The 20918-nt window shown below is 64.4% G+C and carries 19 protein-coding genes and 1 tRNA gene; 15 read left to right on the forward strand and 5 right to left on the reverse strand.

The annotated features are described in order from the left end of the window. The 7 genes from galE (at position 1) to O1Y97_RS10170 (ending at position 7511) form a co-directional block, all read left to right on the forward strand. Complete coding sequence (gene galE / locus O1Y97_RS10140) at positions 1-978, forward strand: UDP-glucose 4-epimerase GalE (protein ID WP_183264444.1); 978 nt, start codon at positions 1-3, stop codon at positions 976-978. Between the two features lie 6 nt (positions 979-984). Next, a complete protein-coding gene (locus tag O1Y97_RS10145) occupies positions 985-1386 on the forward strand; it encodes a hypothetical protein (protein ID WP_318763917.1) in 402 nt (133 codons plus the stop codon). A gap of 117 nt (positions 1387-1503) precedes the next feature. Next, positions 1504-2325, forward strand: a complete 822-nt coding sequence (gene exoK / locus O1Y97_RS10150) for an endo-1,3-1,4-beta-glycanase ExoK (RefSeq protein WP_318763918.1) — start codon at positions 1504-1506, stop codon at positions 2323-2325. 64 nt (positions 2326-2389) lie between these two features. Then, positions 2390-3757, forward strand: a complete 1368-nt coding sequence (locus O1Y97_RS10155) for a UDP-glucose dehydrogenase family protein (RefSeq protein ID WP_318763919.1) — start codon at positions 2390-2392, stop codon at positions 3755-3757. Further along, positions 3754-4833, forward strand: a complete 1080-nt coding sequence (locus O1Y97_RS10160) for a glycosyltransferase (protein WP_318763920.1) — start codon at positions 3754-3756, stop codon at positions 4831-4833. Before O1Y97_RS10155 ends, O1Y97_RS10160 begins: the two co-directional genes overlap by 4 nt. Before the next feature lie 39 nt (positions 4834-4872). Then, positions 4873-6054, forward strand: coding sequence for a glycosyltransferase (locus tag O1Y97_RS10165; RefSeq protein ID WP_318763921.1), 1182 nt, complete (start codon positions 4873-4875; stop codon positions 6052-6054). Next, on the forward strand, positions 6051-7511 hold the full coding sequence (locus tag O1Y97_RS10170) for a lipopolysaccharide biosynthesis protein (protein ID WP_318763922.1): 1461 nt from the start codon (positions 6051-6053) through the stop codon (positions 7509-7511). Before O1Y97_RS10165 ends, O1Y97_RS10170 begins: the two co-directional genes overlap by 4 nt. Here the strand turns inward: O1Y97_RS10170 and O1Y97_RS10175 are convergent. Then, a complete protein-coding gene (locus tag O1Y97_RS10175; RefSeq protein ID WP_318763923.1) occupies positions 7413-8798 on the reverse strand; it encodes a polysaccharide pyruvyl transferase family protein in 1386 nt (461 codons plus the stop codon). The genes O1Y97_RS10170 and O1Y97_RS10175 overlap by 99 nt on opposite strands. Before the next feature lie 166 nt (positions 8799-8964). Here O1Y97_RS10175 and O1Y97_RS10180 point away from each other — a divergent pair, with 166 nt between their 5' ends. The 6 genes from O1Y97_RS10180 (at position 8965) to O1Y97_RS10205 (ending at position 16516) form a co-directional block, all read left to right on the forward strand. Beyond that, positions 8965-10128, forward strand: a complete 1164-nt coding sequence (locus tag O1Y97_RS10180) for a glycosyltransferase family protein (RefSeq protein ID WP_318763924.1) — start codon at positions 8965-8967, stop codon at positions 10126-10128. Between the two features lie 29 nt (positions 10129-10157). Continuing rightward, positions 10158-11144: a glycosyltransferase family 2 protein gene (locus tag O1Y97_RS10185; RefSeq protein ID WP_318763925.1), complete on the forward strand. Its 987-nt coding sequence runs from the start codon at positions 10158-10160 to the stop codon at positions 11142-11144. Further along, positions 11141-12070, forward strand: coding sequence for a glycosyltransferase (locus O1Y97_RS10190; protein ID WP_318763926.1), 930 nt, complete (start codon positions 11141-11143; stop codon positions 12068-12070). The genes O1Y97_RS10185 and O1Y97_RS10190 overlap by 4 nt, the downstream gene beginning before the upstream one ends. Further along, a complete protein-coding gene (locus O1Y97_RS10195; RefSeq protein ID WP_318763927.1) occupies positions 12060-13010 on the forward strand; it encodes a glycosyltransferase family 2 protein in 951 nt (316 codons plus the stop codon). Before O1Y97_RS10190 ends, O1Y97_RS10195 begins: the two co-directional genes overlap by 11 nt. A 63-nt stretch (positions 13011-13073) precedes the next feature. Next, on the forward strand, positions 13074-13967 hold the full coding sequence (locus tag O1Y97_RS10200) for a UTP--glucose-1-phosphate uridylyltransferase (RefSeq protein WP_318764187.1): 894 nt from the start codon (positions 13074-13076) through the stop codon (positions 13965-13967). A 155-nt stretch (positions 13968-14122) separates the two neighbouring features. Further along, positions 14123-16516 (forward strand): polysaccharide biosynthesis tyrosine autokinase, encoded by a 2394-nt coding sequence (locus O1Y97_RS10205; RefSeq protein ID WP_318763928.1) that lies wholly within the window; start codon positions 14123-14125, stop codon positions 16514-16516. A gap of 55 nt (positions 16517-16571) precedes the next feature. Here O1Y97_RS10205 and O1Y97_RS10210 read toward each other — a convergent pair whose 3' ends face one another. Together O1Y97_RS10210 and O1Y97_RS10215 are read right to left on the reverse strand one after the other, a co-directional pair. Then, a complete protein-coding gene (locus O1Y97_RS10210; protein WP_404801277.1) occupies positions 16572-17327 on the reverse strand; it encodes a metallophosphoesterase family protein in 756 nt (251 codons plus the stop codon). 274 nt (positions 17328-17601) lie between these two features. Further along, positions 17602-17678, reverse strand: a tRNA-Met gene (locus O1Y97_RS10215). 82 nt (positions 17679-17760) lie between these two features. Between O1Y97_RS10215 and O1Y97_RS10220 the strand changes: the two genes are divergently transcribed. Together O1Y97_RS10220 and O1Y97_RS10225 are read left to right on the forward strand one after the other, a co-directional pair. After that, positions 17761-17916, forward strand: coding sequence for a hypothetical protein (locus O1Y97_RS10220; protein ID WP_318763930.1), 156 nt, complete (start codon positions 17761-17763; stop codon positions 17914-17916). A 145-nt stretch (positions 17917-18061) separates the two neighbouring features. After that, complete coding sequence (locus tag O1Y97_RS10225) at positions 18062-19015, forward strand: Gfo/Idh/MocA family protein (protein ID WP_318763931.1); 954 nt, start codon at positions 18062-18064, stop codon at positions 19013-19015. Positions 19016-19105: 90 nt separating this feature from the next. On the opposite strand, the gene O1Y97_RS10230 is transcribed toward O1Y97_RS10225, so the two are convergent. After that, positions 19106-19486: a YkvA family protein gene (locus tag O1Y97_RS10230; protein WP_318763932.1), complete on the reverse strand. Its 381-nt coding sequence runs from the start codon at positions 19484-19486 to the stop codon at positions 19106-19108. 11 nt (positions 19487-19497) lie between these two features. After that, positions 19498-20688, reverse strand: coding sequence for a tRNA 2-thiouridine(34) synthase MnmA (gene mnmA / locus O1Y97_RS10235; protein ID WP_108607229.1), 1191 nt, complete (start codon positions 20686-20688; stop codon positions 19498-19500). Positions 20689-20918: the final 230 nt, after the last annotated feature.

A 20918-nucleotide genomic window follows, 5' to 3' on the forward strand; every position in this document is an offset into this window, starting at 1 on the left:
ATGCAAGACATTCTGGTCGTCGGCGGCGGCGGCTATATCGGCTCCCACACCTGCCTCTATCTGGCGCGAAAGGGTTTTCGCCCGGTCGTCTACGACAATTTCAGCAACGGCCATCCCGAGTTCGTCAAATGGGGACCGCTAGAGCAAGGCGACATCCGCGACCGCGCCCGACTCGATGAGGTTTTTGCCAAGTACCGTCCGGCGGCAGTCATCCATTTCGCCGCCCTGATCGAGGTCGGGGAATCGGTCAGGAATCCGATGGCGTTCTTCGAGAACAATGTCGCGGGTTCGTTGAACCTGTTCGCCGCAGCCAGTGCTGCGGGCTGCAAGCGGCTGGTGTTTTCCTCGACCTGCGCCACTTATGGCGAGCCGGAAGAGACGCCGATGCGCGAGACGCACCGGCAGCAGCCGATCAATCCCTACGGCCGCAGCAAGCTGATTGTCGAGGACATGCTGCGCGATCTCGACCGTTACGAGGGTTTCCGCTCGGTGCTGCTGCGCTACTTCAACGCCGCCGGCGCCGACCCCGAGGGTCGCATCGGCGAGCGCCATGAGCCCGAGACGCATGCCATCCCGCTGGCGATCGACGCAGCGCTCGGCCGCCGCGCCGGCTTCAGCGTGTTCGGCGACGATTACGACACCCGCGACGGCTCCTGCGTCCGCGACTTCATCCACGTCATGGACCTTGCCGACGCGCATAGCCGCGCCGTGCAGTATCTGATCGACGGAGGCGACAGCGTCGCGCTCAACCTCGGCACGGGGCAGGGCACGACGGTCAACGAATTGCTGTCGATGGTGAAGGAGGTCTCTGGCCGGACATTCCCGGTCGAATTGGCACCGCGGCGCGAAGGCGATGCGCCGTCGCTCGTCGCCGACAATTCGAAGGCGCGCGACGTTCTCGGCTGGGCGCCGCGCCATGACCTCGCCGCGATTGTGTCGAGCGCCTGGAACTGGCACGCTCGGGCAAACGTGGAGTAGCAGAGCATGGCATCGATCTTCGCTTTCCGCACACGCAGCCCGGACCGCGACCGGGAAACCGACGTGACCCGCTTCGAACAGCTGGCGCGTTCGCTCGATCAACTGACCTCGGAGATCGATGCCGAGAGGACCGGCATCCGGAACCGATACGAGGCCGTCTCGGCCAACGCGGCGTTCCTGGTCGAGGCGATGGACAATTCCGAAGCCTCGTCGCGACGGGCCGACGACATGGACCGATGGACGGAATCGCTGAAGACCTGTCTGCGCCGCATCGAGGCACTGGGGCGGCAGACCGAATTCATCGCCGGGCTTCGTCATGCGCTGGACACGTTTGTCGACGAGGGTCGCAAGGCCGATGAGGGATCGTCGGCAGCTTCGGCGCCGGAGGAGGTCCGGCACCGGCCCTGACGGGCCAGAATTTTCGGGAGGATGGGAGGTTGTTTTCCGGTCGGGGCGAAACCCCTGGCCGGCGGTTGCAATGCGGTTCTCGGGCGGGAGGCGCGAAGGCACAAGGATGACTTGGCTATGAACGCAAACGTCACACATCACGCAGCCGGCCGGATCGGTCGCCGCTCATGGGGCCTGCGCCTGTCGGTCGCGCTGGCCGGCCTGCTTGCCGCTTCGGGCGGCGCATTGGCACAGGATGCCACCGGCAAGTCCTTCGTGGAAACGTTCGACACGCTGAGCGGTTCGCGCTGGTTCGTCTCTGACGGATGGGACAACGGCAAGCACCAGAACTGCACCTGGTCGAAGGAGCAGGTCAAGGTCGCCGATGGCAACCTGACGTTGAGCTTCGAGAAGAAGCCGTTGAAAAACCGCGACTATTCCTGCGGCGAAGTGCAGACCAAGCAGCGCTTCAGCTATGGCATCTACGAGGCGCGCATGAAGAGCGGCACCGGATCGGGCCTGAATGCAGCCTTCTTCACCTATATCGGCCCGGTGCACAAACAGCCGCATGACGAGATCGATTTCGAGGTGCTGACCAAGGATCCTTCCAAGGTGCAGGTCAATGCCTATGTCGGCGGCAAGTCCAACGACGAGAAGCTCGTCGACGTGCCCGGCGGCGCTGACCAGGCCTTCAACGATTATGCCTTCGTCTGGGAGAAGGAGCGGCTGCGCTGGTACGTCAACGGCCAGCTCGTGCACGAGGTGACCGAGCCATCGCAGCTACCAAGCCACCCGCAGAAGATCTTCTTCAGCCTGTGGGGAACCGACACGCTGCGTGAATGGATGGGGGCCTTCTCGGATCCCGGCAAGCCGGTGACCATGGCCGTCGACCGCGTCGCCTTCACCGCGCTGGGCGAGCCTTGCCAGTTCGAGGAGTCGGTCGCTTGCACGCTGCAATGACCGGCAGAGACCCAGGCGTGGCCCGTCCGCGCCCCAACATCATCAACGAACAGGAACGGACCGTATGAAGCTCACGGTATTTGGAATTGGCTATGTCGGTCTGGTGCAGGCAGCGGTGCTGGCCGAGGTCGGGCATGACGTCGTCTGCGTCGATGTCGATGCGGCCAAGGTCGAGCGGCTGAACCAGGGGTTCGTGCCGATCTTCGAGCCGGGGCTTGAGGCCCTGGTGCGCGACAACCATGCGGCGGGCCGCATCGTCTTCACCACGGATGCGGTGCTGGCGGTGCGCCACGGCGAGATCCAGATGATCGCGGTCGGCACGCCGCCGGGCGAGGACGGCTCGGCCGATCTCAAATATGTCCTGGCCGTGGCCGAGACGATCGGCCGCGAGATGGTCGAACCCAAGATCGTCGTCGGCAAGTCGACCGTGCCGGTCGGCACCGCCGACAAGGTGCGGGCGGCCATTGCTTCGGCGCTGAAGGCCAGGGGCCGCGAGGAGCTGGCCTTCGACGTCGTCTCCAATCCGGAGTTCCTCAAGGAAGGCTCGGCGGTCGCCGACTGCATGAAGCCCGACCGCATCATCGTCGGCACCGAAAGCGAGGCCGCCGAGGCGGTGATGCGCGAGCTCTATGCGCCGTTCAACCGCAACCACGAGAAGATGATCGTGATGGACGTGCGCTCGGCCGAGTTCACCAAATATGCCGCCAACTGCATGCTGGCGACCAAGATCAGCTTCATGAACGAGATGGCGAACCTGGCCGAACTGCTCGGCGCCGACATCGAGGAGGTGCGCAAGGGCATCGGCTCGGACCCGCGCATCGGCTATCACTTCATCTATCCGGGCCTGGGTTATGGCGGCTCGTGCTTTCCCAAGGACGTGCGCGCGCTGATCCGCACCGCCGACGATGTCGGCTTCGAGCCGGTGCTGCTGAAGTCGGTCGAGGAGCGCAACAACGCCCAGAAGGCGGTGCTGTTCGACAAGCTCAAGGGCCACTTCAACGGCGATCTCGCGGGCAAGACCTTTGCGCTGTGGGGACTGGCGTTCAAGCCCAACACCGACGACATGCGCGAGGCGCCGGCGCGCGTACTGATGGAGGCGCTGTGGGCCGCTGGCGCCAAGGTCCAGGCCTATGATCCCGAGGCGATGAACGAGGCGCAGCAGATCTATGGCCAGCGCGACGACCTGCTGCTCTGCGGCACCAAGGAGGCGGCACTGCGCGGCGCCGATGCGCTGTTGATCGCCACCGAGTGGAAGAACTTCCGGGCACCGTCCTTCGAGACGATCAAGCAGGCGCTTGCGACGCCGGTCATCTTCGACGGTCGCAACCTCTACGACCCCGCGGTCGTCGCCCGCCATGGCCTCCAGTACATCTCCATCGGCCGGAAGGTTGGCGAACTGAATTCGAGAGCGACAACGGAACTGGCAGCATGAGGGTCCTTTTTGCCGGCGGTAACGGCTACACGCCCGAATTCAGCGGCGGGGTTCAGTCGAGCACGCATCATCTGGTCGAGCAGCTGCGCGCGCATGGCCACGAGGCGTCGGTGCTCGCCGCCTTGTTCGGTGACGGCATGTTCGGCTTCAAGGCCCGCGCCAAGATGAAGCTGACGCGGCAACGCGCCGTCATCGACAGCTTTCCCGGCTACCCTGTGGTCCGCGCCTGGTTCCCGTGGGAGGCCGCCGGCTTTGCCGTGCAGAAGCTCAAGCCCGACGTCGCGGTGGTCCAGTGCCACAAGTCGGTGCCGATCGGAAAGGCGCTGGAAGCTCAGGGCGTGCCGCTGGTCGTCTATCTCAGGAATGTCGAGTTCCATGAACTCGCCGGCGAACTGAGCGAGCTGCGCTCGGCGCAGTATATTGCCAATTCGGAGTTCACCGCCCGCGCCTACGGGCAAAGGTTCGGCATCGAATCGACGGTGATCCCGCCGACGATCGATCCTGCGCTCTATGCCACGCCGACATCGGGCGAATTCGTGACGCTGATCAACCCTTACGAAGAGAAGGGTTTCGAGCTCGCGGTGCGGATCGCCGGGCGCTGCCCCGACATTTCCTTCCTGTTCGTCGAAAGCTGGAAACTGGCCGACGACCACCGCGCCCGCATCGAAGAGACCATCGCGCCGCTCGGCAATGTCAGGCTTGAAGGCCGCACCAACAACATGAAGACGGTCTATGGCCGCACGAAGATCCTGCTCGCACCGAGCAAATGGGAAGAGGCCTGGGGCCGTGTCGCCTCCGAGGCGCATTGCAGCGGTATTCCCGTCGTCGGTTCGCGCCGCGGCGGACTGCCCGAGGCGATCGGCAAGGGCGGCGTGGTTCTCGACTACGACGCGCCGCTCGACGACTGGGTCGATGCCGTGCGCCGGCTGTGGCAGGACAGGGTCGCGTACAACCGCCTGTCGGCCGCGGCCCGCGAGTTTTCCGAGCGCCCCCAACTCGAGCCCGATGCCCAGTTCGCCACCTTCATGGGCGTGCTCGAACGCGCGGCGGCACAAAGCCTGCACAAGGCTGCCTGACTTGGCGTTTGTCCGGCTGGGTTCCAGGAGAGCGGATCGATGAAGGTCTGTTTCGTCGTCGACAAGTTTCCCTCGCTCTCCGAGACCTTCGTGCTCGACCAGATCGAGGGCTGTCTCGAGCGCGGCATCGAGGTCGGCGTCGTCTGTAACGAGACGACGTTCGGCAAGGAGCGCAACATCGATGACCCGCGCTGGCGCAATCTCCCTGGCGGTGTCGAGCAATGGTGGGGCGCGCTCGGGCCGCTGCGGCCCAGGCTCCGCAGGTGGTCGGGAAAGCTCTGGGACAAGGCATCGACGGCGCTCGACATCGCCTTTGCCGGCAAGCTCGAGAAATACGATGTCATCGTCGCGCATTTCGGCAACAACGGCCTGCGCGTCGCGAGATCGATGAAGCGGCGACGGATTGCTGCCCCCCTGGTGACGATTTTCCACGGCCATGATGTTGGCGCGCCAATGCATGACGGCACGCTGGCGCGCTACGAGGTGGTGTTCCAGCAAGGTGCCCTGCAACTGCCGGTCAATGGCTTCTTCCGCGACGCGCTCATCGAGGCGGGTGCGGCATCCGATACCGTCGCGGTGCATCACATGGGAGTCGACACCGACGCGATCGGCTTTCAGGCGGTTGCGCGCAGTGACGCTACGCTTTCGCTGGTTTCGGTCTGCCGGCTGACTGAAAAGAAGGGCATCGAGTTCGCTCTGCGTGCGCTCGCCGACGTGCAGGCTGCGCGGCCTGATATCGACTGGTCCTACACGATCATTGGCGGTGGCGAACTGCTCGACGCCATGGAGCAACTGGCGGCAAGGCTCAACATATCCGATCGTGTCGCCTTCCTCGGGCCCCGCCCGCACAGCGAGGTCAAGCAGCGCCTGAGCAAGACGCATGTCTTCGTGCTGCCCAGCGTTAGGGCGAGGGACGGCGATCTCGAGGGCATACCCGTGGCTTTGATGGAAGCGATGGCGGCAGGCCTTACCGTGGTCAGCACCTATCATTCAGGCATCCCCGAACTGATCGAGGACGGCAGGACCGGCCTGCTGGCGCCCGAAAGGGATGTCGGCGCGCTGGCGCAAAAGCTGATCTGGATCGCCGACAACCCCAGCACCTGCGAAAGCCTGGCCGTCGCTGCGCGACGCAAGATCGAAGACGACTTCGATTCCGTCCGGCTCAACGACGCTTTCGCCGACACGCTGTTCCGCCTTGCTGCCACCAAGGCCGCGGCATGACGGCCGAATCGCAGCAACTGGGGCGCATCGCCCTGCGCGGCGGGGCGCTGACCGCAGCAGCCCAGGCGATCAAGATCGGCATCCAGTTCGTCTCGGTGGTGATCCTGGCGCGAATGCTGGCACCGGAGGATTTCGGCCTTGTCGCATCGGTCGGGCCGATCATCGCCTTTGTCGGGCTGTTCCAGAATCTCGGCCTGCAGCAGGCGGTCATCCAGCGCCCCGAGATCAGCCAGCCGCAGCTCAACCAGGTGTTCTGGATCAGCGCGCTGGCCGGCCTGATCTGCACGATCGTGATCGCTGCGCTTTCGCCGGCGGTGTCGGCCTTCTACGGCGACGCCCGCATGACTGGCATCACGCTCGCCGCTGCAATGCCGCTGCTGCTCGGTAGCCTTGCCGCGCTGCCGCTGGCGCTGATGAACCGCAATTTGCAGTTCGGCCAGCTCGCCATCAACGACGTGGCGACAGCACTCGCCGGCCTGGGGGCCGCGATTGCCGCCGCCTATGCCGGGCTTGGCTACTGGTCGCTGGTGATCGGACCCGCCGCCGGTGCGGTGGTGACGCTGCTCGGTGCGTGGCTGGCGACGCGTTGGAAGCCGGGCAGGCCGAGCGTAAAGGTGGAGCGCGAGATCCTGTCCTTTGGCGCCAATCTTACCGGCTTCAATCTGGTCAATTTCTTCTCGCGCAACCTCGACAACATCCTGATCGGCAAGTTCTCCGGCCCGGTCGAGCTCGGCTATTACGACCGCGCCTACAAGCTGCTTTTGTTTCCGCTGCAGAACATCAACCAGCCGCTGTCGCGGCTGATGGTGCCGCTGCTCAGCCGCATCCAGGACGACAAGCCGCGCTTTCGCGAGCTCTATCTGCGCACCAACTGGCTGCTTGCCTTCGTCACTGTGCCTGGTATCGCCGCACTCACAATCGCCGCCGAGCCGGTGGTCGCCATCCTGTTCGGCGAACGGTGGCTGGCGGTGGCGCCGATCTTCGCCTGGCTCGGCATCGCCGGGCTGATGCAGCCGGTGTCGAGCACGACGGGCTGGATCTTCATCTGCCAGGGCAAGACGAAGACGATGTTCCGCTGGGGCGTCTATTCCGCGCTGACCACGGTTCTGTCCTTCGCCGTCGGGCTGAAATGGGGGGCAGTCGGGGTCGCCGCCGCCTATGCGATCAGCGGCTATGTGCTCAGGCTGCCGGTGCTGGCGGCGATGCTCGGGCGCACCGGCCCAGTCTCGGCGCTCGATTTCCTGATGGTCCAGGGACTGCTGATCGTTGCGGCTGCCGTGGCCTGGCTCGGCTATGGCTACCTGCCGGCATCGCTGACCGCGCAGTCCAATCTCGTGGCAGCTCTTGCGGCTGCCACCCTAAGCTACTCGGTGGCGCTTGCCTTCATGGTCGCCGTGCCGCAGTCCCGCCGCGCCCTTGTCGAGACCTGGAAGACCGTCGCCCGCAACATCCGTTGAAGCGTCCGCCAGAAGCGGCCTGACCAAATCGGCGGCCGACATGGCCGAGGCATGTTCTTCCAGCACTGCGGCAAGGGTTGTCGCCCGGTAACGGTCGAGATCGCCGACAAAGCGCGCGAGCTTCTGGCCGGCTTCGTCGGGCGTCACCGTGTCGATGTCGAGCAGCAGCTCGGCGAGGCCGACACGCTTGGCAAGCTCGCGGGTCTTGAACTCGTAGGCGATGGGCAGCACAGGCACACCGACGCACAGCGACATGATCATCATGTGCATGCGCGTTGCGACGACGAAGTCGAAACCCTTGACCAGTTCCATCAGCTGTTCGGGCGTGTGGAAGCCGGCGTCGACGCTGACCTGGGCGGCGATCTCGGGCGCCAGTTCGGCGACGATCGCCCGCGCCGTCTTCGAATCGTCGTGGGCGTATTCGGGCACGCCTTGGCAGGTCGAGACGAAGGTCACCTGCTTGCCATGGTCGCGCACCAGAGAGGTGGCGATGTCGCGGATCGAATCCATGTAGCGGCGCATGCCGTCGGCGCCGTCATTGACGTAGTTCCAGTGCCGCACGGAAATGCCGACACGACCGGTCTGCGCTGGTGGCGCGCCTGCCGAAAGCAGCGCCTCGATGCGTGCCTTGTCGGCAAGCGCGAACACCGAATCGGCGACGACATGGCACTTGCCGGGATTGTCGACGAGGCCTGCGAGGTGGCCGCGCGAGCGTTCGTCGCGCAGCAGGATCAGCGGGCTGCGGTCGAACACCGGCTTCAGTTCGCGGCGGTTGTAGTCCTTGTCGAACGGTCCCAGCGACTGGGTGAAGAAGACCGGATCCTTGCCGAAGATGGCATCGATGCGGAACTGGTTGAGGCGGCGTTCGAGATTATAGTTCTCGACCAGATAGGTGCCGCCCGTGGTGACGACCAAATCGGCCTGACGGTACATGTCGAGGCTGCGGCGGTCCTCGGCGCCGAACATGGTCTCATCCAGCGCCCGGCTCTTGCCAAAGTGGCGCAGCGCGCTCAGTGCGAGACGGTTGTAGATCGGCTTGGCCAGGTTCTTCAGCCGGTTGTCGTCATAGGGGTATTTGAAGATCGATTCCGACAACAGCTTGCGAATCTCGATGTCGGGATAGGCCTGCCTGGAGTAGAGCCGCGACGCCACTTCGGGTTGGCTGTCGAACACCTGGAAGCGCAGCTCGCCGGGATAGGCTGCCTTGAGGATGTGCCGGATCGCCAGCAGGATCGCCGCATCGCCGGTGTTCAGGCAGACGGTATTTTCGACGATGACTGTCTTCATGGGCCTTGGCCTCCTCGGATTTGTCGTGTCGGGAAATTAAGTACAGGCTAACCGGGCCATTTTGCGGCGCAACAATATTTGAGGTCCTGCCAGTCAATAATTGTTGCGATGCAGTAATGGGTGCTCTAGCCTCGTCATCGGTGGGCCAAACTGCGAGCGTGAATTCATGCTGCATGTTCTGTACCTGGTGCATGATGTTTCCGACCCGGCAGTTCGCCGACGGATCATCATGCTCAAGGCCGGTGGCGCGCGCGTTACGCTCGCTGGTTTCCGCCGGACGCAAGAACTCGAAGACGTCGAAGGCGTGACGCCGATCGACCTTGGTATCACGCGCGATGGCCGCTTTGCGCAGCGGCTGGGCGCGGTCGCCATGGCGGCGACGCGCATTGCCGCGTCGCTGAAATCAGTCGCGGCGCCAGACGTGATCGTAGCCCGCAATCTTGAAATGCTGGCGCTGGCGCAGCGCGCGCGGAGTGCGTTCTCTTCGTCCGTGCCGACCGTTTATGAGTGCCTCGACATCCATCGGCTGGTGCTGCGCGAGGATCTGCTCGGCAAGGGCCTGCGCGGTGCCGAGCGCCTGCTTGGGCGTAATGTCAGCCTGCTGCTGACCAGTTCGCCGGCCTTCGTTAGGCATTATTTCGAAAGGTTCGGCCAGATCGACGCACCCATCGAGCTGATCGAGAACAAGCTGCTGGAACTGCAGCCGCGATTCGATTTGCGGCCGTCACAGGTTCCGCAGCTGCCTTGGAAGATCGGCTGGTTCGGCGCGCTGCGCTGCCGCAAGTCGCTCGAACTGCTGGCCGATTTCACCCGCAGCGCGGAAGGCCGTTTCGAACTGGTCATGCGCGGGCGCCCGGCGCTTTCGGAGTTTCCGGATTTCCATGGTTTCGTCGAATCCGAGCCCCATTTGGCCTTTAAGGGTGCCTACCGAAACCCCGAGGACATGGCCGACATCTATTCGCACGTGCATTTTTCCTGGGCGATCGATTTCTTCGAGGAAGGCCAGAACTCGACATGGCTGCTGCCCAACAGGCTCTATGAAGGCTGCCGTTTCGGCACGGTGCCGATCGCCATGGCCGGCACCGAAACAGCCAGCTTCCTCGAACGCCAGAATGTCGGACTGGTGCTGTCCGAGCCGTCGGTCGCGGCGCTAACGCAAACGCTCTCGGACATGACAAGCGAGCGGTACGCTGTCTTGCAAGGGGCAGTGCTTACGCGCGATCCCGCGACATGGGTGTGCAGCCGCTCCGATTGCCGCGCGCTGGTGGCGAGGCTCGAACGCGTCGCTGCCGAGAACGGGCAAGTCGACGCGCGCGCTATCGCCGCCTGATTACCAACCCATCCAAGACAAGCAGCTTCATGATTGAGACGTCCTCCACCATCATCGTCATTCCGTGCCTCAACGAGGAGCGCCATATCGGCGGCCTGCTGGGCAGGCTTCGCCCGGCTGCAAGGCGGCTTGGGGCCCGGATCGTCGTTGCCGATGGCGGCAGCCGCGATGCGACGCGCGCTATCGTTGCAGGCGTTGCGGCACAAGACGCCAATGTCGTGCTGATCGACAACCCCGCGCGCATCCAGAGTGCTGCCATCAACCGCGCGGTCGAGCTTTTCGGCGATGGTGTCGACTACCTGATCCGCATCGACGCCCATGGCGGCTACCCCGACGACTATTGCGACAGGCTGCTCGAAGAAGCGCTGGAGACCGGTGCCGATTCCGTCGTGGTTTCGATGCTGACTGAAGGCACCGGTACGGTTCAGCAGGCCGCGGCCGCGGCGCAGAACTCGAAACTGGGCACTGGCGGCTCCAAGCACAGGCATGGCTCGGCGGGAGAATGGGTCGACCACGGCCACCACGCCCTGATCCGCATAGCCGCGTTCCGCGACGTCGGCGGCTATGACGAAAGCTTCAGCCACAACGAGGACGCCGAGTTCGACCATCGCCTGCGTCAGGCCGGCTACCGCATCTGGATGAGCGGCAGCACCCGCATGACCTATTTTCCGCGTGCCTCCCTTGCCGGCCTGTTCCGGCAATATCTCGGCTACGGCCGGGGCCGGGCGAAGAACGTGCTGAAGCACCGGGTCATCCCCAAGCTCCGGCAGATGGTGCCGCTGATGGTGGTGCCCACGGCACTTCTGGCGAGCCTTGCCGTCGTCCACTGGATATTCACAGTGCCTTTGCTCGTCTGGGTGGCGATCTGCCTTAGCTATGGCGCGGCCCTTGCCTTGCGCGAAAGCAGGCCCGGGCTGGCGCTTGCCGGCGTGTCGGCAATGGTCATGCATTTCGCATGGTCGCTCGGCTTCTGGCTCCAGCTGCTCGGCATGCCGGCAGGAGGGCGAACCGCATGACCGGGATGCCAGGCATCGACATCTGCGTCTGCACCTTCAGGCGCCGCGAACTTGCCGACACGCTGCGCTCGCTGGCGGCGATGGACCTGCCCGAGGGATATCGCATCGGCATCGTCGTCGCCGACAATGACGAGGTGCCGAGTGCTTCGCCGCTGGTCTCGGAGCTTGCGCAGGACTTGCCGCTGCCGGTCCGCTACATCCATTGCCCGGCACGCAACATCTCGCTCGCCCGCAATGCCTGCCTCGATGCCAGCGCGGCCGATTTCGTCGCCTTCATCGACGATGACGAGAAGGCGACCGGTGCATGGCTGAAACGGCTGGTCGAGACCGCCCAGGCGACCAGCGCCGACGTGGTGCTCGGCCCGGTCAAGGCGCGCTACGGGGCAGGGACGCCGGGCTGGATGCAGGTCGGTGACTTCCATTCGACCTATCCGGTGTTCGTTCAGGGCGAGATCCGCACCGGCTACACCTGCAATGCCTTGCTCAGGATGGGTTCGCCCAGCATCTCCGGCCGCCGCTTCAGCCTGGCACGCGGCCAGTCTGGCGGCGAGGACACCGAGTTCTTCGATCAGGTCCACGGCGCCGGCGGGCGCATTGCCTATGCCGCCGAGGCCTGGGTGGAGGAGCCTGTTCCATCGTCGCGTGCCTCGTTCGGCTGGCTCACTAAGCGGCGCTTCCGGGTCGGCCAGACGCATGGCCGGCTGCTCGGCTCGAAACGACCGGGCATTGGCCGGGTCGGCGAACTGGCTCGTGCCTCGGCCAAGGCCAGTTATTGCTTCGCCGCCGCAGGGCTGACCGCATTCCAGCCGGTCAGCCGCAACCGCAGCCTGCTGCGCGGGGTCATGCATGTCGGCGTGCTCAGCGGGCTGGTCGGCGCACGCGAACTGCGCCTCTACGGCAACGAAGGAGGCCAGGATGCAGCCTGACGTTAGCTTCGTCATCGCCGCCTACAACGCCGAGGTGACGCTCGGCCGCGCTATCGACAGCGCATTGGCGCAACGTGGCGTCACCGTCGAGGTGATCGTCGTCGACGACCGCTCGTCAGACGCAACGCTTGCGCTTGCGCGCTCTTATGACGACGCGCGCGTTGGCGTGGTGGCGCTGGAGAAAAATCGCGGCCCGGGCGGGGCGCGCAATGCCGGTCTCGATGCCGCGCGGGGGCGCTGGGTCGCCGTGCTCGATTCCGACGACGCGGTGCTGCCGGGCAGGCTTGCTGCAATGATCGCCCGAGCCGAACAGAGCTCTGCCGAGATGGCCGTCGACAACATCGCAGTGATTCGAGAAGACGGCACGCCGCCCGAGGTGATGTTTCCCGAGCGCTATCTCGAAGAACTGGCAGATGTCACGCTGGCCGACTTCATCGGCGGCAATGTCGTCTTCGAATCCACGTTCAATTTTGGTTACATGAAGCCGATATTCTTGCGTGAATATCTCGAGCGCCATGGCCTTCGCTACGACGAGGAATTGCGCATCGGCGAGGACTACATCCTGCTCGCCAGCGCGCTCGCCAATGGTGGGCGCTGCACCGTCGAACCCGCCGTAGGCTATGCCTATCATGTCCGCAGCGGCTCGATTTCAAGGGTTCTGGGGCTCCATCACATCGAGGCGATGCAGCGTGCTGACGCCGCCTTCGAGGCATCCAGCACGCTCGACGGCGAGGCACGAAAAGCGTTCACGCGACGGACGCGCAGCCTCTCTCAGGCTGCCTCATTCCTGTCACTGGTTGAGCACATCAAGCAGCGGTCGCCGCTCAAGGCGATCAGAACCGCCCTGGGGGACCCGGCGGCGGTTCGCCATTTGCGAATGCCGATCGCAGTCCGGTTGCGCCGGGTTGCCAGGCAGTTCGCATACCGGCCCGGCAAATGATGCGACAGCCGGGACGGCCAAGACCAAGACGAGGAGACTGAAATGAGCGAGAGGATTGGCACGATGAAAAAAGTCAGGAAAGCGGTGATCCCGGTGGCGGGGCTCGGCACGCGGTTCCTTCCCGCGACCAAGTCCATGCCCAAGGAAATGCTGCCCGTCGTCGACAGGCCCGTCGTCCAGTACGCCGTCGACGAGGCACTGGAAGCCGGCATCGAGCACATCGTCTTCGTCACGGGCCGCAACAAGGCGGTCATCGAGGACTATTTCGACCTTCATCCCGAACTGGTGGGCACGCTCGAACAGGCCGGCAAGGTCGAGCAGATCAAATCGCTGGAGAGCCTATTGCCGATTCCGGGCGCCACCAGCTTCACCCGTCAGCAGGCGCCGCATGGCCTCGGCCACGCCGTCTGGTGCGCCCGCGACATCATCGGCGACGAGCCGTTCGCCCTTCTGCTGCCGGACATGGTATCGTTCGGCAAGCGCGGCTGCCTAGCCGAGATCATGGACCTGCACGCCGAAACAGGCGGCAACGTCATTGCCGTCGAGCAGTGCGATCCGAGCGAAACCAACAAATACGGCATCGTCGGCAAGGGGCCCGATGTCGGCTCGGGATTCGAGGTGACGGCGATGGTCGAAAAGCCGGCGCCGGCCAACGCGCCGTCGAACTTCTACATCAACGGCCGCTACATCCTGCAGCCGGAGATCTTCAACCTGCTGGGCACCCAGAAGCGCGGCGCCGGCGGCGAGATCCAGCTGACCGACGCCATGGTTCGCCTTGCCGCAAGCCAGGCCTTCTTCGCCCGGCCGTTCAATGGCCGGATGTTCGACTGCGGCTCCAAGGAAGGCTTCATCCAGGCCAATGTCGCCTTTGCGCTGAAGCGGGCCGATATCCGCGATTCCGTGCTCGATGCCATCCGCGACATGGTCGCCGAGCACGATCACGTCGCTGCGGCCTGAAGCCATGAACCGTTGTCGAAGGCGGGCGAAACGGTTCGCCTTCGACGACATTTGAGATAACGCGTGCCCGATCGGCACCGCAGTTGCGTAGCTGAAGTCGGCTCCGCCAGAACCCATCGAGCGGCAGACGCTGCTCAGCAAGAACTGGAATGCAGATGAACTACGCCAGCTTTCCCTTCAACAACCGCATACCCGCGTCTCGCGAGGACCCGCGGGAAGGCAGCGACTTCATCGATCTCGAACGCCTTCTTTCCATGGCCAAGCGCCAGGCCAAGGTCGTCGGCGTCGGCGCAATCATCGGCCTGCTGCTCGGTCTCGTTTACCTCCAGACCACCCCGCCGACCTTCACCGCTTCCACCCGCGTGCTGATCGACGAGGGCATGAACAAGATGGTCGACGAGGTTTCGGCGACGCCGGTCAACATGCAGACCGACGCGGCGATCCTCTCCCAGATCGAGATCATCAAGTCGGCGCGACTGGCCGCGGTGGTCGTCGACAAGGAAAAGCTCGACCAGAACCAGAATTTCATGCAGCCGCCGAAGTCGCTGCTGTCGACCCTGGTCGGCTACGCACGCGGCTTCCTGCAGATCTTCCGTTCTGCTCCCGATGTCGCGGGCGGCGCGGAACTCACCGAAGCGCAGCGCAAGTCAATGGCGGCAGCGGCGCGCAAGGAGCAGGCGGTCGCCATGCTCCAGGCGGATATCATGGCCGAGCGCTCCGGCCGCAGCTATGTCATTTCCATGGGCTACCGCTCGCACGATCCGCAACTGGCGGCCGCGATCACCAAGGCCTATGCCGACGCCTTCGTCGCCGACCAGCTGGACGCCAGTTTCGACGCCACCGAAAAGGCCGCTGTCTGGCTCCAGGGCCGGCTGGAGGAACTGCGCGCGAGCTCGCAGAAGGCGGCACTCGAGGTCGAGAAGTTCCGCGCCGAGAACGGTCTTGCGGCGGCGCGCGGCGAAACCATCGCAGAACAGCAGCTGTCCGATCTCAATGCCCAGCTGATCCTGGCCCAGGCCGACACCGCCAAGGCGCGGGCGCGCTACGAACAATACCGCACCATCGTCGAAAGCGGGCCGGAAGCTGCCGTCGGCAATTCCACCCTGTCGGCGGAAGAGGCGGGAAATCCGCTGATCTCCGAACTCAAGAAACGCTATTCTGGCGTGTCCAAGCGCGAGCAGGAGATTTCGGCCGGCTTCGGGCCCAACCATCCCCAGGCCGTGGCCCTGCGCAAGGAGCAGGCGGACCTGTCCAACCAGATTCTTCGCGAGCTGAGCCAGCTTTCCGAGACCTACCGCAACGCATATGAAGTGGCACAGTCGCGCGAGACCGCGCTGCGCAACAGCGTGATGGAGGCGACCGGCCAGAACTCCAGCGCCAACCAAGCACAGGTGCGCCTGCGCGAACTGCAGCAGCAGGCGACCGCACTCAGCACGCTCTACCAGACCTTCCTGTCGCGCTATGAGGAGGCGTCGCAGCAGCGCTCCTTCCCGATCGCCAAGGTCAGGGTGATTTCGGAGGCGACGACGCCGCGCGGCCCGTCGAGCCCGCGAACCTCGATGGTATTCGGCCTGGCGCTCGTGCTTGGCGTCGTCATCGGTGCGGCCTTCGGCGCGCTCAACGAGTTCAACGAGCGCTTCTTCCGTACCGCGGAGGATGTGCGCGAGCGGCTTGGCGTCAAGTTCCTCGGCTATCTGCCGCTGCTGGGGTCGAGCGACGACAAGAAGGACGCGACCAAACCCGAGACGGGCAAGATGGGCACGCCGCCGCCACAGCCCCCGACGCGCGCCGCCGAGGCGGCGAAACGCCGGGCCAAGATGCGCATCGCCGTCGATGCCCCGGCCTCGATGTTCGCCGAGACGCTGCGCAGCACCAAAATCGCCGGCGACATCGTGCTTCAGGATGTGGGCTGCAAGGTAATCGGGATCATCTCGATGCTTCCGGGCGAGGGCAAGTCGACGGTCGCCGCCAATCTCGCCGGCCTGATCGCCAGTAATGGCGCCAAGACGCTGCTGATCGACGCCGACCTGCGCAATCCCGGTCTCAGCCGCAGCCTCGGCATCGATGCCGAGCAAGGGTTGGTCGAGGCGGTTGTCAACGACCAGGGCTGGCAATCGGTGATCAAGGTCGATCGCCAGACCAAGATGGCGATCGTTCCGGCGGTGGTTCGGGGCCGCTTCTCGCACACCAGCGAATTGCTGTCGTCCGCCGGCATGCGACGCTTCATCGACGACGCCAAGGCGACCTTCGACTACATCATCGTCGACCTGCCGCCGCTCGGCCCGGTGGTCGACGCGAAGGCGTTCGCGCCGCTCGCCGACGGCTTCGTGCTGGTCGCCGAATGGGGTGCGACGCCGCGGCCGCTCGTCCGTTCGGCGCTCAACGCCGAACCCCAGATCGCCAGCAAGATCCTTGGCCTGGTGCTCAACAAGGTCGATCTCAAGAAGCTGCCGCGCTACGGCGCCTATGGCGGCTCGGAGCAGTTCCTGGAGAGATATTCCAGCTACTATGTCGACAAGAGCGAGCCCAAGGTGAAGGTCGCCAGCTGAGGCACGGAGCCCGCATGGGCCTCCCGAGAACCGGGACCGCCTTTCGGGGCGTGGCCTAGGAAAACAGCAGTCGGCCGCCCTTGTTGGCGATCCGCACCGCCGTCAGTCGGCCGGTCTTGAAGGCGCCGGTGTCGATGCCGAGCCGGCGGCCCTCGATGCGCGGGAAGTCGGTCGGCGTGTGGCCGTGCACCACCCAGCGGTCGAGCCGCCGGGACGCCTCGAAGAACTCCTCGCGGATGTAGAGAAGGTCGTCGTCCTTCTGGTCGAGGAGGGGCACGCCTGGCCGGATGCCGGCATGCACGAACAGGAAACGTTCCGAATAGGCCATGATCGGCAGCGAGCGCATGAACCGGATGTGGTCGCGCGGGATGTTGGCGCGGATGTACTCGTCGAGCTTGCCGCTGCTGCCATAGAGTTCGGCAAGGTGCTCGGCATCGATGTCGTAGGAAAACAAGGCGCTGCGTGCACCCGTGGCGAGCCAGCGTTCGAGCGAGAGTTTCCCATCGAGATAGTCGAGGGCCTGGGCTTCGTGGTTGCCGATCAGACAGATGCGCTCGAAACCGGCCGGCGGTGGGGCGATCAGGTGGTCGAGCACGCGCGCCGAATCCGGGCCGCGGTCGATGTAGTCGCCCAACATGACGATCAGCTTCCGCCCGGGCAGCATTGCCGCGTCGGCAACGATCTTTGCCTCGAGCGCACGCAGTTCCCTGAAGCAGCCATGCACGTCGCCGACGGCATAGACGACCGTGTCGGACAGGTCGAGTTCGACCCGTTCGCGCCCCTGCGGCCTGTTCTGCTGCCGGAAATTCAGGAAACCCACCAGTATCTTGCCTCACATGCGTGCCGGCGCCGATGCCGAACCATCCCGGCCCATTCGAAACGAGCGACATTATAGCGGCAAGTATCATGGACAGGCATGCCACCCTGCCGGGGGGTGTAAAAATCGTTGCCAGAATATGTCGGGTCCGACGAATGTCCGTGGCGTGAGATCCGCGATCGTGCGCTTGGCCGGAATCATCGCGGTCAGTTCGCCTCGCAGATGCCGAGAGGCTTCACACTTTAGAGGCATGATTCCGGAGGGGAAATGGTAGCGGGAAGTGGACTCGAACCACCGACCCCAGGATTATGATTCCCGTGCTCTAACCAACTGAGCTATCCCGCCAGGGTGGAGAAGGCTCGAAAAACTGTCTCGGAAGAGGCAGGCGTCGATGCGTTCGCCAAGGTCGGGCGGATATAATGTCTGGATGACGAACCTGTCAAGCAGTGACATTGCGCAATTCCGGATAATTGCCAAGGACGCATCGCCGGTTGCTATTCAGCCTGTTTGCGGTTGGTTTTTAGGCGGTATTGCTCCTGCGCCGGCCCGCAATGCAATTATGCAGCGCATGATGGGAGCCTGACCGTAGAGCGTGCGGTTAACGATCTTCGGCGTATGCTTGAGCCCGCGTGCATGCGAGCTAGGTGATTTTGGCGCAGGCTGCGGGGTTGAGTTAGAGAGGCTCGGACATTATGTCTGCCGACATAAATCCCCCTGGAAAGAGCCTGATGAATCCGCGTATTGCAGTTCTTGGATGCGGCTATTGGGGCGGTAATCATATCCGCACCCTGAAGTCGCTCGGCGCCCTTCATGCCGTCTCCGACGTCGACCCGGCCCGCGCCGAACGATTTGCCGCCGAGCAGGGCTGCCTTGCGCTGACGCCGGACGAACTGTTTGCCCGCGACGACGTCGATGCGGTCGTCATGGCGCTGCCGCCGCAGTTCCACGCCGATTTCGCGATTCGTGCCGTCGAAGCGGGCAAGGACGTGCTGGTCGAAAAACCGATCGCCCTGACCGTGCCCGACGCCGAACGCGCGGTGAAAGCCGCGCGCGACAATGGTCGCGTGTTCATGACCGGGCACGTGCTGCGCTTCCATCCGGCTTTCGAAGGGCTCAAGGCGCTGGTCGACAAGGGCGAGCTCGGCGAAGTCGGCTACATCCATTCGCATCGCCTGGGCCTCGGCAAGTTCCACGCCGAAAACGATGCGCTGTGGGATCTTGCTCCGCATGACCTGTCGATGATCCTGGCGATTACCGGCACGGCGCCCATCGAGGTGCGCGGCGAGGGCGCTGCAGTGCTCAATCACCTCAGCGATTTTGCCCACCTGCACATGCGTTTCCCCAATGGCTTGCGCGGACACCTGTTTGCCTCGCGCCTCAATCCGTATCGCGAGCGCCGGCTGACGGTGGTCGGCACCAAGGGCATGGCGGTGTTCGACGACGTCGAGCCGCAGGAGCGCAAGCTGGCGCTCTACCGGCATGCGGTGTGGCGGGACGAAGGGCAATGGACCTCGACGATGAACGAGCCGACCTATATCACGCTCGAAAATGCCATGCCGCTGACGCGTGAACTCGAGCATTTCATCCATTGCATCCAGACGCGCGAAGAGCCGCGCACCGGCGCCGAAGAGGCGCTGGGCGTGCTGCGTATTCTTACGGCGGGCACTGTCACGCACGACTGAAGTGATGGGAATAGGGGAGTAGGGGAATAGGGGAATAGGGGAATAGGGGAGCCTGGTACCTCTTTCCTACTGCCCTACTGCCCTACTGCCTTATTCCCCTATTCCCCTCATCACCCACCACCCTGCAAGGGCGAGGGCTGCCAGCCATACCGTCACGACGAAGGCGAGGCCTGCCAGGCTCCTGGGCTTGGCGTTGATTTCGGCTGCCTTTGCACGGAAGTCGGCCATCAGTTCGGGCGGGATCATGCGGATGACCAGCCAGATGCCCAATGGCACGATCAGCAGGTCGTCGAGATAGCCGAGAATCGGCACGAAGTCGGGAATGAGATCGATCGGGCTCAGCGCGTAGGCCGCCACGCAGGCGGCTGCCACGCGGGCATACCAGGGCGTCGACCGGCTGCGCGCAGCGAGGTAGAGGGCCACGACATCGCGCTTGAGGAGCCGCGCCCAGCGCTTGGCCGCTTCCAGCACGGATGTCGAGCTTATTCTGCGGCTATGGAGCCCGGCGTTGCCGCCAGCCGCGACAGCATCGCCTCGGCGTCGGCATGGCGTTCGGAACGTTCGATGAAACCGCCGCCGAAGACGCGCGCTTCGTTGACCTCGTCGGAATAAAGCACGCAGGCTTGGCCGGGCGCTATGCCCGACTCGCCATCGACGAGTTCGACCCAGGTCGCGCCGTCGCGATGATGCAGAACCACGGGGCGGGGCGGACGCGACGAACGCACCTTGGCGTAGAGCTCGAGGCCGCCAGCGGGAACGGCAGACAGCGCCTCGTCGCCCAGCCAGTTCATGCCGCGCAGGAAGATCTTGTGCGTCTCCAGCGCCTCGCGCGGGCCGACGATCACACGGGCGCGTTCGGCGTCGATATGGACGACGTAGAGCGGTTCGCCGGAAGCGATGCCGATGCCACGGCGCTGGCCGATGGTGTAGCGCAGGATGCCTTCGTGGCGGCCAAGCACGCGGCCGTCGATATGGACGATGTCGCCGGGATTGGCGGCGGAGGGCCTCAGCTTGGCGATGATGTCGGTATACTTGCCCTGCGGCACGAAGCAGATGTCCTGGCTGTCCTGCTTGGCGGCAACCGTCAGGCCCATGCGCTCGGCTGCGGCGCGAACCTCGGGCTTGGACATGCCGCCGAGCGGAAAGCGCAGGTAGTCGATCTGTTCCTGGGTGGTGGCAAACAGGAAATAGCTCTGGTCGCGGTCGGCGTCGACCGGGCGATACAGCGCGCGATGGGCGCCATTCTGCCTGGAGCGGATGTAGTGGCCGGTGGCCAGCGCATCAGCGCCGAGCTCGCGTGCGGTGGCGAGCAGGTCGGCGAACTTGACCGTCTGGTTGCACGACACGCACGGGATCGGCGTCTCGCCGGCGACGTAGCTTTCGGCGAACGGGTCGATGACGGCCTTGCGGAAGCGCTCTTCATAGTCGAGCACGTAATGGGGAATCCCGAGCGTCTCGGAGACGCGGCGGGCGTCGGCGATGTCCTGTCCGGCACAGCACGAACCGGCGCGATGGGTGGCCGCACCGTGGTCGTAGAGCTGCAGCGTGACGCCGACGACGTCATAACCCTCTTGTTTGAGCAGGCCTGCCACAACTGAAGAGTCGACACCGCCCGACATGGCTACAACCACGCGGGTGTCTTCGGGGCGTCCGGGCAGGTCCAGGCTGTTCATCGGGATTGCGTTCCGCTGTCTTTAGGTCGGCTGCATGCCAATGGCTGCAATATAGGTCAAGCCTCGCCGCAGTGCCACCCGAAGCGGTCTGGTCCACCTTTTTCGGCGGCAAACCCGCCAACTGGGCAGGTGGTTAAATTGCGGATTGAGAGTCTAACGTTCTGTTCACGTTCGTTACTTAGCTCTTAGGACACGCTTAGGCAATTTTTAAAGCTGTGGCGCTAGTGTGG

This window comes from Aminobacter niigataensis, from assembly GCF_946995915.1.
Lineage (GTDB): Bacteria > Pseudomonadota > Alphaproteobacteria > Rhizobiales > Rhizobiaceae > Aminobacter > Aminobacter niigataensis.